This window comes from Bacillus sp. FJAT-44742 (assembly GCF_002797315.1).
In the GTDB taxonomy this organism is placed as follows: Bacteria; Bacillota; Bacilli; order Bacillales; family Marinococcaceae; genus Thalassorhabdus; species Thalassorhabdus alkalitolerans.
The window spans coordinates 284,378-299,447 of the sequence record NZ_KZ454937.1; the positions used below are offsets into that span (position 1 = coordinate 284,378).

The window sequence follows — 15,070 nt, forward strand, 5'->3', positions numbered from 1 at the left end:
ATGAATAAAGAAGATACTCTTCATTTCTCTTTAAGAATGATAAAGTGGGAAATAGATTATCGGTAAAAACGTTTATTGTTTAGTCTCAGGTATGAAGAAGTAACGGACTGTGTTTAGCCGTTACTTCTTTTAATGACATAAAAAATACCAACAATGATGAGGAGGAAGCTTCATGCGATTTTGCAGTCGAAAGGTCGGGTTACCCGTTTTTATAATGTTCGTAATTCTTCTGACTGGGTGTTTACATTCTCAGGAAGAAGTCAACAGGGATGAAACAGAACAAAAAAACGAAGAAGAGCAGCTTCAGGAAAAAAAGAGTGTATCTATGGACATTCACATTCCAAGATGGTTGGAAGCTGATCATACCCCCGTTTTTGATAACCAGGGGTTAAGATATAGAGATTACAGTAATGTCATGCATGCCATTTCCATAGCAGGAGGAATCAGTCGTGACAGTGAGATGGGTCATGATCATTACCGTCCAGAATTAGCACAAGAAGTGATGGCTCAACAGGCAAGATTATGGTTAGACTTACTGGGCGAGGTTAAGGAGTCCTTTTTGTTGGAAGGGTCTCTGATTCCTTATGTGATGGAAACGAAAGAAGGCTGGAAAGTACAAGGAGAGCCAGATCTAGCAGACTATTCGCACGGTGTTTACGCATACCATATGCATCATCGGGCGGAACGCTGGGAGGAACACGGTCTCTTTGAATCTATCATTCATGAACCGACGGATTACATAACCTCATTCGGCCGTTTTTTATTGGATTCCAGATATGAGGATGGGAAGTTTTATCACGATTCCCGACTTCAATCTTTTGATACTGAGAGCATGAGTCACGGTCTTGCAGGTATTCACGGTCATGCCTATGCGTGGGTGCGTTGGGCCAAGCCTGGTGGAGCGGATGACATGGGAAGATTGGATAAATCTCAGTTAGCTGGCTGGTTAGGTTATGACCCTAAGGATCTGGTTCAAGTGGCAAGGGAGGTTAAGGAGGTTCTTGATGAATCCTGGGATGAGGATCTAGCGATCTATGATTTTGGAGATGGAACGGAATACAGTCTGGACACGTTAGGTTCATTAATACGAGGGCAAAAAGCCCTTTATGAAATTTTATATGTCTACGGTGATGAACAAGGAAAGGAAGAAGGAAGGGTACTTTTTGAACGTACCGCCAGCATTCTGGATGGTGTATTGGAAAGTGGTGAAGTCATGAAGCCTTGGGGGATTCCCTCCCACATTGACTTTACGGAAGAGGGGGTAAAAGTGGCATCCGATACGGTGGATACGGAACAGTTGTGGGAGTTTGTGAACCATGTATCTGGAGGTTTTGCTTTTACCCGGGAAAGAGAAGGAACATCCATGTTCCTCAATGAACACCGACCTGACCTGCAAACCTCTTTGGGATCATTGACAGATCAAATGCTGAAAGGGGCTTTACATTATCAACTTGAGGATGACTATTTAGCAAGTGAGTTGGATTTTGAGACAGGGGACATCACTGACTCTCGTCGTTCAGCTTCTGCTATCGGGCTATTTGTGACTGCGGCCGGCAACGCTTACCAGTTGGGCGATGCTTTTGAACAGGCTAGTGACTGGGAAGAACATGACTCAGAGGTCGTGGAGAGAAGCCGACAGCTATATGATGTAATCGTACAACATGCTGAACTGCTTGAAAACGAGTTTGTCATCAGAGAATGATAGGAAATTCTGAAACAAAAGATAATAATAGGATACTTTTTCTTATTCAGCCCTTGATATTTCAAGGGCTTTTCTGAATTTGCAGGGGCAAAACAAGTTCAGGTATGATAAACATATAATGTCAAAGATCAACTGAAATCTTTGCAATTTTTTTAATGAAGCACTAAATTTTCCGGAAATCGTTTCTAGGGGAATTTACTAATTAGAAGGACTTAAAGCCAAGGTCGGAAGATCAAGACAAAAAGACCCCGGAAAGTCAATCATTGACTCTGGGGCCTTTTGCAAAATAAAAATCAACAAGACATGAGCAAGCGAGCAATTATTCATTGCTTTTTTTTAGTATAAAGGAAACAGTTCTTCTTATATATGGTTCCAAGGTGTGGATTTTCATTACTCTCTTTTACACAAAAAACCATCCCTGAGGATGGTTTTTTGTCATCGCATAAAATGGTGGAGTGATCCTATTTTTCCATAAAAAAAGAGAGTAGAAACTACATTTGTATTATAATACACTCCCTTCACAATTAGGAATAGTTCTTATTTATTATTTTTACAAATATTATTGTTAGTAGTTATTCACTTATCATTATTCTCTAACTTAATAGAATACGGCTCTAATATGGACAGTTTAGACAGGGTAGTTACTTATACTTTTTGCATAGAGATATTTATCCAGATTCTAAAATGTCACGCATTAAATTTACTTTAATACAAAAATTGTATTTGATAATAAAGTGAGGAAGGATTTTCAACCCTATTTGTTTTAACTTTATTAGTAGGGGGGAGTTTTAGCGAATCTGTCATCGGGGAAGGAAAACTATAAGGAAGTTGCTTTAGAGTATTGAAAGGGGTGAAAAAATTTTTTTAAGGATTTTTCTTATAAAAAGATTCAATTACCGTATGTTTTTTTAATTAAGATTAATAAGGGATACCGCCAACATTTTGACATAAAACCCACGTTAAGAAAATAAATGGAAAATAAAAGCTGATCTCTCCAACGCTAAGGAAAGATCAGTTAGATTTGAGCGTGTTAATTTGATACATAGGCATCCATAGTAAAACAAGGGTGACCAAGTCACCCTTGCAATGAGTTGATTATTGACCCAATCCTGCTGCTTTTAAAGATTCAATGTCAATTCCGTTATTTTTGCAACAATCCACTAATTCACCATTAATTGCAACGGCTGGAACAGATTTTACACCATATTGTTTTGCTTTTGTTTCACATTCGTTCTTGTCGCAACCTTTATTTAAATCGTAAACGACAACCTCACAATTATCACAAGCTAAATCTTTCACTTGCTTGACGACATCCTCACATAAATAGCAACCAGATGTAAATACCTCTACTAATCGTTTAGCCATTTCTAATTCACTCCTTCAAAATTTTTAATAATTGGACATCCATTTTTTGGAATTCCAGAACCAGGACACTTTTCTGCTAAGTCCTCAAGTAATGTTTTCATTTGGTGTAAATCATGAATTTTCGTTTCGATCTCTTTAATTTTACTTGTTGCAAAATGGTGCATTTCCTCTGAACGAAACTTTTCATCATTTGAAGCAGATAAAAGGCTTTTAATTTCTTCGAGAGTAAACCCTAAATCTTGTGTTCGTTTGATGAATTTAATATCTTTCACGACTTCTTGAGGAAATTTTCTATATCCCGATTCCGTTCGAGGAGGCTCCGAAATCAACCCACGCCTTTCATAATATCGAATGGTTTCAATATTGACGTTTGCTTCTTTTGCTACCTGGCTTATTGTTAATCCTTCCATTCCATCCCCTCCTCAGTTATTAGTATGTACTCTGTACTTTGGTACAGGGTCAATAGTAATTTTATCAAAAATTTAATTATTTGTATTTTGCCCGTTTATTCAAGAAGAATCTTTCCCATAAACGTTCGTTTTTGATATAAGTTGCATGATCATTTGAAACCCTTAAAATTCCCCGTAATTTTGGGTGAATTCAATTTTCAAAAATCATACCAAAAACAAAGTTACAATATGTACTTAATTTATCCTTTTTGATAGAAAGAAGTTATACAAAATTAAAAGGTATTTTTATGGTGGCGTCTCTAAAAAACATATGCTATCGGTATCTACTCAGACTATAATTTATAATTAAATAAAAACCTCGTGATACGAGGTTTCAAACGTTGGTTAAATTCGGATATACTTCCCAAGTACGATTATCCAAAGTGCCTCCATTCCTCTTCAATAAAAAGAGGGTTTTATTAAACAAAAACCATGAAAGCAAGCAAAACTTTTATAAGATGCCTAAAGGGTGAGAGCCTTTTTCTCTTCCACTCAAATAACCCCAAAATTGGTAAATATGTTACTTCATTTGGGGCGGGAGAAAAGAAATCTAGGTTGAATATAGGGCGTGGAAGGAGAAAATAGCTTACATAACCTCAGTCAGCAAGACCAAAGGGTCCGGCGATATAAAAGTCAGAAAAATAAAACTATTTTAACCTTTACCTCTCATTTTTAAACAAAAGACCTATGTGTCAAGTAGAAAAGTCCATGTTTTCCCCATATCCTGGCATACATCCATTACTTTCTATATCAAAAGTGGAAGCCATCACCCCGGTGAATGAGGTAAGAGAAACAGCTAGGATGAAGATTATAGCGTATTTTTTAGCGACACCATGTTAAAAAGGAAAATTTGCTGATCAGTATAGTAAATGCTGTTGTGTTTTATTTAGTTTAAATCTGTTTATGGCATGCTGCAGTGAAAATTTCGGAGTGGCTACATAGGAGGAGAAAAAATAGAAACGTATAGTCTCTTGTTTCTTGGTACCTCTCCTTTTTTCCATTTTCACCAACCCCTTCTCTATGGCTTTTTTAAGAAAGTGACATTTGTTTCTCGCTGATTGTTTTTTTTAGAGACGAGAGACATGACCGTTTAGTGTAGGTACAGCCCCAAACTGGATGCGGGGAAATCAGGATGGGGAAAATGAGCGGTTAAATAATTTGTTTTATTTACAACGAGAATAAATCAGGTGGAGTCTTCCACATGATTTTTAACTTTCAAAAAGGCATTTTTTAAGCTTGGGGTGAACCAACAAAGGTTTTCATTGGGTGGTAACTTTTAACATTTTCTTATTGATTTGATTAAGTAATGATATTGCTGAGGGGTATCGACATCGATGAATTGTATTTCTTCATTTTCTTTAACGATAATTCCTTGATTATTATTTCGAATAATATGGCGAGCCCCAGTATCTCCTTCTAACTTCCAAAGTTCAGGATATAATATTGAATTAATAATAATTGGTGGTCTGTAAATTCCATTGAAAGACGAGGCAATAAAGTCAGGTCTTTTTATTTTGTAGATAGAGATTAATCGATCAAGAAGTTTTTGTGAGATGAAAGGTTGGTCTGCGAGTAAAACCATGACAGCATCTGCTTGAAGGTCTTGAGCGATTTTTAGGCCAGCTTTAAGAGATACAGCTTGACCTTCATTAGATAACTTAGACCTTTTAACAATGCAGTTGGATTGGGCAACAAGGAACTTTGATGGAAGCCATGTAAGGGGGTCTTCTTGATTTACCACTACAATAACTTTATCTAATTGAGAGTTTAGGGATGTTTCTAAGCTAATACTACCTAAGCTTTTTCCGTTGATAGGAATATCTAACTTAGGATACCCCATTCTTTGGCTTTGACCTGCGGCTAAATAGATTCCACAAATCAAGTTGGCACCCCTTCTTTCGGTTAGTTTTAATGACATCGGCAATAATACTTATTGCAATTTCATCTGGACCTTCAGCACCAATTGCTATCCCAACTGGTGAATGAAGTTGTTCTGGTATTTTCTCTTTATTTAGTAATTGTTGGGTTCTTTTTCTGGGTCCTAAAATGCCTAGATATTTTAATTTTTCTTGAATGAGAGACTGTAAGATTTCTTGGTCTTTTTGAAAATGGTGAGTCATAATGATAACTGAATCTTTGCTCGTTAATGGATAGGACTTTAACAACCTACTTGGCCACTCTAGAATCACTTCATGAGCACTTGGGAAGTGTATAGGAGTACAATAATCTGGTCTCCAATCCGTTACAACCGTATAAAATCCCGTTTTTACAGCTATTTCAGCTAGTGGTCTTACATCAGGACCAGCACCAAAAATAATTAGCCGCGGTTTAGGGTGAAAAACTTGAACAAAGTAGTGGTTTAAGTTCTTTTTAAACAATTTATGATTGATGTTGTTCTCGAAAATTGAGCTTGAAACACTTTTTAGTTCATCATTGTTAAAATCTCCGAATTGAGGATGGTGTACTGGTATGAAAATATAACTTAATACTGAATTGGAATGAGATAATTTCTTGATATGAAGAACGGGTACTCCTTTGTTTATATATTTATCTACAAGCTCTAAGTGTTTCTTGAGTTTAGCATCTACATATTCTAATAAAATTGATATCTTTCCATTACACCCATTACTGATTCCCCAACTAGTGTCATCATCTGTTTTCAAATCATAAAAAAGTATACGAGATTGTTGATCCTTAAAGACTTCTGCCGCTCTTAATACAATATCATTTTCTAAACAACCACCACTTAATACACCAATTTGTACATTGTCTTCAAAAACAAGCATCATTGTCCCTTCTTTACGATATGCAGAACCTTCAACGTTAATTATCGTAGCCAACACCATCTTTTGTTCGGATGTTCGAACGGATTGTAAAATGTTGAATCGTTCAATCATGTGGGCCTCCCTTAAAGTTCTATTAACATAGCTGATTTTATGATGAATAGCCCCATTGTAAATTTTTAATATGTAAAATAACTATGAAAGAAATAAAAGGATAGAACTTAATAAAAGGGTGATTTTTTGAAGTGGGTTAAAGAAAAAACGACCACTTCTTAAGTGATCGTTGGTAGTAGTTAAAATGTTATTTTTTAATGATGATATGATCCCCGCTTTTAAGTTCTAAGATATCTGCTAAAAATACTTCAGCAAGGTTATTTGAAATATCGATTAATTCTTCCTGGTCTTTTGCTAATAAAGAAAGAGGAGCCCCGCCTAAATAACGATTTTTGTCCGTTGTCACCATGGCAAGTATTCCTTTGATTTGTTCACCGTTATTACCCATTAGCTTTGACCCCCTTTATGGGTATTTAATAATTCAGGGTTCTTTTTTACTGTCTCTAATAGAGGAGTAAGTAAAATCGTTTCTTTTAACAGTTCAAAATTTTTGATGATAGGTACTATAACAATGATAATGACTCCAGCACCAGGGTTTTCTACGCTGTATAACTTTTTCTGTCCAATCCTTCTTGTTGCTTCAAATAGCATCGCTTGACGCTGTCCGCCATTAAAAAGAGGAATTTGAAAATGATCTTTGTTTGGACGAATAACTGCTGCGATTCCGTCATCTAAAAACCATTCTTTGGCTTCCTCTCTACCCGCTAGATTGTACACAAACATATCATTCACATATAAATCAGAACCTTTTATTTCAATTTTTCCTTTTTCTACAGTTGCAATATCTCTTACTTTTTGCCGTGCCGTAAATCGTTTTAGTAAATAAAAAACGATAAGTCCAACAAGTGAGCCCAAGACAACTTCCATCCAAGTAGCCACCTCTAGAAATTCTTGAAAAAGCTGAATGGTTAGTGCGGTAGAAAAGGAAACGAGTAAAGTAATGTAATTTCTTGCTTCAAAGATCTTAGCAATTCCATCAATGTAAGCATCGCCACGTCTTGAAAATTCATCCCCTTCGAGATCTAATAGACTTTCCCTTTCGATTTTACGGACATCTCGAAAATGTTGTGCTGCTAAAGCAAGAAACGTAACTGCTGTAAAGTTCTTGGTCATTAATGTCGGAATGATGAAAGCACCTATTGCTGCAGCAAGTGCACCAGTAACTACGTGAATTAAGTAACCGCTTGGATAGTTAGGGTATTGCCTATAATCAAGTTTAATGGAAATGAAGCGGACCAATGTTCCAATAATCGTTGCTGTAATAATTAAGACTAACATTTCAGGTGAAATTACATCGTTGTTATTAGGCATGTACGGGACTCCCTTGTAAAAAAATTTACAATAGTAGATTTTGTTAAATAAGAAATTTTATACAGTGAGTCACAATATTGGATTTTAGGTGAGGTCTCTATGTTGCATATGCTGTTTACTTGAATTAAAGGACCTTCTTTCTAAATTTGAATGAGTGTTGGCTTATGGACGAATGAAATTGTATATGTAAACCAATAATAGGAAATATCTTTTTTATTTTAATGGCTATTTAATTTTGGTTTGTAAGTTTCCAAAGAAATTATTAGGAGATAGTTCTGAAAATATAGTTAAGGTGGCTTGATTTCATGAGTTGGAGTATTGGGAAAAGCATTTATCGAAAAGAAGCGGTAGAGAAAGTGACTGGAGCATCTAAATATACGGATGATTATTCTAAGAAAGAAATGTTACATATAAAATTAGTCGTGAGTTCTCATGCTCATGCGAAAATTATAGCTATTGATACAACAAAAGCAAGACAAATCCCTGGTGTTCGAGCGGTTTTACTTGGACAACCTTTTCCGCTCACTGGAGAAGAAATAAATGATCGTCCTCCGGTTGCATTTGATAAGGTACGATATCATGGTGAACCTGTTGCCGCAGTCATAGCCGATCATCCCGTTCAAGCAAAAAAAGCAGCTGAATTAGTAGAAGTGACATATGAAGTGCTACCTGTAGTGAACTCTGTTAAGGAAGCGCTTCTTCCTAATGCCCCACTCGTCCATGAAAACTTAGGAAGTTATGAGCGAATCGAACATGTATACCCTGAACCGAATACGAATATTGCTGATCGGACAAAAATTCGGAAGGGAAACATGGAAAAAGGGTGGAAGGAGAGCGATGTCACAGTTGAAGCTAACTTTTCATTTGGTCCTTCTGATCACATTGCTATGGAAACCCGTTGTGTAACTGCAGAAATAAGACCAGATGGTGTCGTTGTATTTTCTTCAGCAACACAGTCACCATATATGATCAAAAAGTTATTAAGCAGTTACTTCGGCTTAGAAGAAGGAGAGGTGATCGTCAATACACCGTTGGTTGGTGGCGGTTATGGTGGAAAAGTAGCGGTGCAGTTAGAGTTGATTGCTTATATGGCAACTCTTGCTGTTGGTGGGCGACCAGTGAAAATTTTAAATTCGAGAGAAGAAGATATGATTACCTCACCAGTCCATATTGGTCTAGATGCTACAGTCAAGCTTGGGGCAACAAAAGAGGGGTACTTAACAGCATCTGAAATCATGTATAGGTTTGATAGCGGAGCCTATTCAGATAAAGGAGCGACAATTAGTCGAGCAGCTGCTGTTACTTGTACAGGACCATACCATATTGAAAATATATGGTGTGATTCAATTTGTGTTTATACGAATCATCCATATGCGACTGCTTATCGAGGGTTTAGTCATTCAGAGCTTTTATTTGCTTTTGAACGTGCGATGGACATGCTCGCTAAAAAACTCAAAATAGATCCATTTGAATTACGAAAGAAAAATGCATTTTTACCAGGACATACGACACCAACGCAAATTCGCTTGAATGAAAGTACGGTTGGTAATTTACCTAAATGCATTGATCAATTAAAGCAACTAATGAATTGGAAAGAAGGCCAACTTATCCAAGTGAATGATCGAAAAGTAAGAGCAAAAGGGATCAGTTGTATTTGGAAGACATCGACGATTGATTCTGAAGCGAGCTCTGGAGTGATACTAACCTTTAATGCTGATGGAAGTATTAACATTCTTTCTGGTGTTGTTGAAATTGGAACTGGTACAAAAACAATTCTCGCTCAACTATTAGCCGAAAAACTCCAAATGGATATCAATAAAATTCATGTCAAAATGGAAATTGATACACAAACAACACCGGAACATTGGAAAACCGTTGCCAGCCGAGGAACGTTAATGGCAGGGAGAGCTTTGTTAAAAGCTGCCGCTGATGCCATTTTTCAATTAAAGGATATTGCTTCACGTGTTCTAATGTGTTCACCAGATGACTTAGAAGTTGGAAATGAAATGGTCTATGTCCGTGATGAACCTGACACATTTGTTCATGTCAAAGATGTATGTCTTGGCTATAAGTATCCAAATGGTTATTCAATCGGTGGCCAAGTTATTGGTAGAGGTAATTATACATTACGACATTTAACACACCTTGACCATGAAAATGGGGTAGGGAAACCAGGACCAGAATACTCAGTTGGTGCTCAAGGAGTTGAAGTAGAATTTGATACAAGAGATTTTACATATAAAATTATAAAGGCTTATTCTGTATTAGATATTGGAAAGGTATTGAACAATAAAGGGGCCGAAGGCCAGGTGATGGGTGCAATGAGTATGGGGTTAAACTTTGGGAGTAGTGAGACATTTTCTTTTAGTAATGATGGAAAAGTCCTTAATCCTAGATTACGTACATATGTACCATTTCGTTATGGCGATCATCCTAATTATATCGTGCATTTTCTCGAAACCCCTTATGTGGATGGGCCCTATGGAGCACGTGGCGTGGGTGAACAAGGTTTAATTGGTATGCCAGCTGCATTAGCGAACAGTTTATCAGTCGCTGCAAGTGTCGACTTGAACCAATTGCCCATTACTCCCGAGTTGATTTGGAAGGAAAAGAAGGGAGTGGAATAAATGATCTCTTTTGATTTTGAATACTACAAACCAACATCCATTAATGAAGCTATTCAATTGTTTCAGTCGTTGGTTGAGCAAGGGAAGGATCCGATCTATTTTTCTGGCGGGACAGAAGTGATCACCTTAGGCAGAGTAAATCTAATCCAAACGGATGCAGTAATTGATATCAAAGGAATTCCAGAATGTCTCGTTTTAAAAAAAGATGATCAAAAAGTAACTTTAGGAGCAGCACAATCTTTAACTAAAATACGCGAAATGCAGCTTTTTCCTTTTCTAAATAAGGCAATTGTCGAAATTGCAGATCATACAGCACGTAACAAAATTACGTTAGGCGGAAATATTTGTGCAAATATTATCTATCGAGAAACCGTTTTACCGTTGTTGTTAACTAATAGTGAAGTTGCCATAGCTAGCCCTAATGGGTTAAAACAGGTTCCTCTTCAAGAAGTGTTTAATCAAAAATTAAATTTAGGAAAAGGAGAATTTCTTGTTCAAGTGACAACTGAACAAAGTGAAATCGATTGTCCTTTTGTTTGTGTAAAAAAGCGCAGGCAATGGGATGTCGGCTATCCTTTAATAACAACGGCTGCATTAAAGAAAGAAGGTTACATTAAAGTAGCATTTAGTGGACTAAGTGATTATCCTTTTTACGATCCAATGATTGAAAAAAGCTTAAATAACAAGCAATTATCAAAAGAAGAAAGAGTCGATCAAGCTCTTCAACAGATTTCCGTACCAATATTAGATGATGTCAATGGTTCAGCGGAATATCGATTGTTCGTATTGAAAAATACAATGCTGGATGTATTGGATGAGCTGGAAGGGGTAGGAAATGTATAAAACAGAAATAACATTACATATCAATAGTGAAGATCGTGACGTTTATGTTCGAAATGCTGATACATTATTGTACGTTTTACGTGAAGAGTTTGGCTTAACAGGAGCAAAGCCTGGTTGTTTAAATGGGGATTGCGGTGCCTGTACTGTTGATGTAGATGGCGATTCGATGAAAGCATGTTTGATGCTGGCAGTAGAAGCTTCTGGTAAAAGTGTAACGACAGTTGAAGGACTAAAAAATGCCGCTATTCAGACGGAGTTTATCGAGGAGTTTGCCTTTCAGTGTGGTTATTGTACACCTGGGTTTATTATGAATTGTAACTCTTTAATTCAAAAGTATCCTGATGCAGACGATACGGTAATTAAAGACCATTTAGAGTCAAATATTTGTCGCTGCACAGGCTATCAAGAAATCGAACAAGCAATAAAATCAGCATACAAGCGACCAACAGGTAAATCCTAAAGCGATACAACAAGCTCAACAACAAAAATGTAGCAAGCGCAAAATAGTGCTCAACCAGCACAACAACAGCAAAATTAACAACAACGATTTAAATTTTATTTTACTATGTAAAGAGGCTGTCGCAAGGATAACTGGTTCCGTTACCTAACGAAAACATTAAAAATGTAACTTAAAATGACTATTAAATTGTACGTCAATTTTTAGTCATTTTTTATTGATATAAAGGCATTTATAATCAAAATTGTTATATATACTGTATCCTAATTTGCAAGCATATAATGTCTGGTGTATGCCTGCAAATTGGCATACAAATCAGTAATATTGAAGTTAGTTCTGTCATTTACAAGGCATAAACTACTCAATTTAAGGATAGTTTAGGAACCTTCATCGCGGATCTTGTCCTATAAATTCTTTCTTGGATGGCAGAAGAAGAGAGAGTGAATCCGAAAACGATAACGAGAAGGGATTGATGTGGCTCTGCAAAGGGGAGTTGCTTTTGGCCGACCTAAAGCTATGGTTACAGAAGAGTTTAAGAATGCTTATAACCGGTGGAAATCAGGGGAGATAACCGCCTGTAAGTGCTATGCAGGAAATTGGAGTAAAAAAGACGACGTTTTATAAGCTGGTTAGGGAGTATGAAGAAGCGTTAGAGAAATAACTATGATATATAGAAGAAACACGATGAGCGTAAGAGCCGTTTAGGAGAGGTGGGGCGAGATCATCGAAAATTAGACGCCTGTATTTTGCCTCGAATGAGGGGTTATTCGTTAAAATGATTTTTAATTTTGTCCCAAAACGTTTCTCAAGATATTTAAAAGAGGCAGTATTTTTTCGTTGGGTTAATAAAGAGGGACCAACTTTTTTCGTCTCAACCATCCTATTAATGTTAGATTCGCGGGGGACTTGAGCCAATGATGTGCTGCTATAAATAAGATAAGGACTAACCTAGAATCGGTGATTTTGATTATTCAGGAGGAATATTTAAATCCTAAGCTAGGTAAAAGAAATAATTATAATCAGTGTATATAAAAGCCCTCATTACCATCAGGTGAGGGCTTCTTGTACATGGCTAGATTGTTCGGGTGTCTAGCATGTAATACAATAATAACCAGTAAATCTAAAAGGTATTGAATAGCAGGGGTAACCTTGCTATTTTGATTTGTATTGAATTATAATCGTTATAACGGTTATAAAAATATAGTGATTTGAAATAGCATAGCATGTGGGAAAAAGAATGGCGGTGAAAAACATGGAACGCAAAGTAACGAAAATCGGAAATAGTTTAGGCGTGACGTTTCCAGCAGAATTATTAAAACGTCTTGGTGTAGTGCACGGTGATGATGTTTTTATTGAGGAACAGGATGGCGCCATTGTGATTCGCAAAAGTCAAAAAGTACAGTTGCCAAAAGGTGTTAGCGACGATTTCTTTGATATTCTAGACAAGAACATGAAACAGTATGATGAAACCATTAAAGGGCTGGTTGACCGTTAATGCGTTATTTAACTGAACAAGAAGTGATTGCTATTAATTTACTGGTCATTGAGCGATATAGCCCCAAGGAACATAAAGGTGTGAAATTGCCAGATCTTCTTAATTCTGCCATTAATCGACCCAAACAATCCGCTTTTGGTGAAGAGGCTTACCCGACCATTTTCGGAAAAGCGGGAGCTTTGTTTGAGTCATTAGCCAAAAATCATACCTTTCATAACGCAAACAAACGAACGGCCTTTTTGGCACTGATTCAATTCCTGGCCTACAACGGTTTTCAATGTAACATGAGTCAAAAACAAGCTGAGGATTTTGTTGTTGATGTTGTTAATCAAAAATATGAATTTGATGAAATCGTAGCGATGATTAAAGAATATAGCGTGAAAATGTAGCCTTGTATTCGTGATGCAGGGCTTTTAATTATGACTGTCTTTCGGTCATTCTAAAAAGCAATACGTTATTACAGGACTAACTATTAAGGTAATAAAAAAAGCACCCTGTTGGGGCGTAGAGAAGAGAATTAAAGTAAAAAAGATAAAGAAATGATTACAATTGAGATATAAAAAAGAATTTCAAACCAAGGTTTATTGTGACTGTTAAATAAATTAATAGCCTTGTAACCACATCTAGCTAAAGCTAATATCCAGGCAATCTGAATAAGTACTGCAGGAATCTTCAAAATAAAATTAATTCTACGTATGTTTATGTCGGAGGGCTACGTATTATACACTCGAATCCACTGATTTTATAGGATTCCGTTTTGTTTGGACAGGGTGTATTCTGAATGTATACACATCAAAAAACTCAGGATTAATGCAAAAGTAAAGAAGCATCCTAGACCAAAGTATAGTCCAGGATGCTTCTTTATTTACAAAATCATTTAGGGGGGTAATACCATTATTATTAGGCTATAATCTCCTTGTTATACGTGAAAACATTGAATAAAAGGGTTATTGTCTAAGAGGGTGTAAACAAAACAATGAAAAAATTACTTAGCAGTACATCGATAAAGAAAGAATATAAAAAGTATTCTCTCTTGTAGTATACTACAATTCATTTGTAAATAGGAATGGTTCTCTTTTGCCATTTTGCTTTGTAGGTATTTCTATTATGATCAACTTATTATGCATTTATTTTTACCTAGTTTTATTGGAAGACGGCTCTAACTTGTACATTCTCCACTTTTTTGCGTGGGATGCCTCCACCATCTGCTAAGGGATCAAGTTGGTAACTCCAAGAATAAGTCACAAACCATCCTTGAATATTCATCCTTTGAGCGTGCAAATACATTTCATGACTAGCCCAATTCACCGCACTTACGCTCCAACTAGCAACAGCTCCTGGGATGGTAGCTCTACCTATGGTTTTTAATCCTGCATTAATGGCTGTGTGACTCAGGCCAATTCCAGAAATGTAATGATCTGATGTTGTCGACGCAAGGCGTTCGATAGAAACATAGGTACTATCTGTGTGTGTTACGCATGGATTATACTTTTCAAGAGCTCCACTATAAGGATTTTCACATGATGCTTCTGCTGTAGATGGACTTACTATAAATTGCGTTGCTATTAATACTGCAGCTAATAGGAAAAAGCTAGTTTTCTGTAAAAGTTTCATTTCTAAATTCTCCTTAAAATGGTTTGATGTATAAATGAAATGTTACCATAATTATTTTTAGCACAGTTGAATAAGAGGTAGTTTTAAGGTTTTTGTTTGGTTCCTACTAGGAAAAAATTACTCTATTTTAAGGACGTTTTCACTCCAGGTAAATAGAGGTGGAATTTATGAAAGTCATTTATAAAATTACTTACCAATGGAAAGAGAGGTAAAGATCTAACAGATAGCATCACTTATTTTGGAAGCGCAAACAGCAAATTAATTGAAAAAGATTTTACAAGAGAAGAACGAAGAGATTTTGTCTTTCGAA

13 protein-coding genes and 1 pseudogene are annotated in these 15,070 nt (G+C 36.4%); 7 read left to right on the forward strand and 7 right to left on the reverse strand.

Annotation, left to right across the window (positions count from 1 at the left end):
• Window positions 1–172: 172 nt before the first annotated feature.
• Window positions 173–1,702 (forward strand): hypothetical protein, encoded by a 1,530-nt coding sequence (locus CEF17_RS19600; RefSeq protein WP_100401200.1) that lies wholly within the window; start codon window positions 173–175, stop codon window positions 1,700–1,702.
• A 1,095-nt stretch (window positions 1,703–2,797) separates the two neighbouring features.
• Here the strand turns inward: CEF17_RS19600 and CEF17_RS19605 are convergent.
• The 6 genes from CEF17_RS19605 to CEF17_RS19630 all read right to left on the reverse strand — a co-directional run bounded on the left by CEF17_RS19605 (window position 2,798) and on the right by CEF17_RS19630 (window position 7,724).
• The gene (locus CEF17_RS19605) at window positions 2,798–3,067 is read right to left on the reverse strand and encodes a thioredoxin family protein (RefSeq protein WP_100401201.1); all 270 of its coding nucleotides are present in this window, start codon (window positions 3,065–3,067) and stop codon (window positions 2,798–2,800) included.
• 2 nt (window positions 3,068–3,069) lie between these two features.
• Window positions 3,070–3,477: a MerR family transcriptional regulator gene (locus CEF17_RS19610; protein ID WP_100401202.1), complete on the reverse strand. Its 408-nt coding sequence runs from the start codon at window positions 3,475–3,477 to the stop codon at window positions 3,070–3,072.
• 1,315 nt (window positions 3,478–4,792) lie between these two features.
• Window positions 4,793–5,398 carry an NTP transferase domain-containing protein gene (locus tag CEF17_RS19615; RefSeq protein ID WP_157843112.1) on the reverse strand — a complete coding sequence of 202 codons (606 nt, stop codon included), beginning with the start codon at window positions 5,396–5,398 and terminating at the stop codon, window positions 4,793–4,795.
• Entirely contained in the window at window positions 5,343–6,413 is a 1,071-nt protein-coding gene (locus CEF17_RS19620) for an XdhC family protein (RefSeq protein WP_100401204.1), read from the reverse strand. The genes CEF17_RS19615 and CEF17_RS19620 overlap by 56 nt, the downstream gene beginning before the upstream one ends.
• A gap of 187 nt (window positions 6,414–6,600) precedes the next feature.
• Entirely contained in the window at window positions 6,601–6,801 is a 201-nt protein-coding gene (locus tag CEF17_RS19625; protein ID WP_100401205.1) for a capping complex subunit for YIEGIA, read from the reverse strand.
• The gene (locus CEF17_RS19630) at window positions 6,801–7,724 is read right to left on the reverse strand and encodes a YIEGIA domain-containing protein (protein ID WP_100401206.1); all 924 of its coding nucleotides are present in this window, start codon (window positions 7,722–7,724) and stop codon (window positions 6,801–6,803) included. Before CEF17_RS19630 ends, CEF17_RS19625 begins: the two co-directional genes overlap by 1 nt.
• 305 nt (window positions 7,725–8,029) lie before the next feature.
• Here CEF17_RS19630 and CEF17_RS19635 point away from each other — a divergent pair, with 305 nt between their 5' ends.
• The 6 genes and pseudogenes from CEF17_RS19635 to CEF17_RS19660 all read left to right on the forward strand — a co-directional run bounded on the left by CEF17_RS19635 (window position 8,030) and on the right by CEF17_RS19660 (window position 13,535).
• Window positions 8,030–10,351: a xanthine dehydrogenase family protein molybdopterin-binding subunit gene (locus tag CEF17_RS19635; protein WP_100401207.1), complete on the forward strand. Its 2,322-nt coding sequence runs from the start codon at window positions 8,030–8,032 to the stop codon at window positions 10,349–10,351.
• Window positions 10,352–11,194: an FAD binding domain-containing protein gene (locus CEF17_RS19640; RefSeq protein ID WP_100401208.1), complete on the forward strand. Its 843-nt coding sequence runs from the start codon at window positions 10,352–10,354 to the stop codon at window positions 11,192–11,194.
• Window positions 11,187–11,654, forward strand: coding sequence for a (2Fe-2S)-binding protein (locus tag CEF17_RS19645; RefSeq protein ID WP_100401209.1), 468 nt, complete (start codon window positions 11,187–11,189; stop codon window positions 11,652–11,654). Before CEF17_RS19640 ends, CEF17_RS19645 begins: the two co-directional genes overlap by 8 nt.
• Window positions 11,655–12,007: 353 nt before the next feature.
• Window positions 12,008–12,312: pseudogene (locus tag CEF17_RS20540) on the forward strand (recombinase family protein); the annotation flags it as partial.
• Window positions 12,313–12,903: 591 nt separating this feature from the next.
• Window positions 12,904–13,146 (forward strand): AbrB/MazE/SpoVT family DNA-binding domain-containing protein, encoded by a 243-nt coding sequence (locus tag CEF17_RS19655; protein ID WP_232725685.1) that lies wholly within the window; start codon window positions 12,904–12,906, stop codon window positions 13,144–13,146.
• Window positions 13,146–13,535 (forward strand): type II toxin-antitoxin system death-on-curing family toxin, encoded by a 390-nt coding sequence (locus CEF17_RS19660; RefSeq protein WP_100401211.1) that lies wholly within the window; start codon window positions 13,146–13,148, stop codon window positions 13,533–13,535. The genes CEF17_RS19655 and CEF17_RS19660 overlap by 1 nt, the downstream gene beginning before the upstream one ends.
• 754 nt (window positions 13,536–14,289) lie before the next feature.
• Here CEF17_RS19660 and CEF17_RS19665 read toward each other — a convergent pair.
• Window positions 14,290–14,760, reverse strand: a complete 471-nt coding sequence (locus CEF17_RS19665) for a hypothetical protein (RefSeq protein ID WP_100401212.1) — start codon at window positions 14,758–14,760, stop codon at window positions 14,290–14,292.
• Window positions 14,761–15,070: the final 310 nt, after the last annotated feature.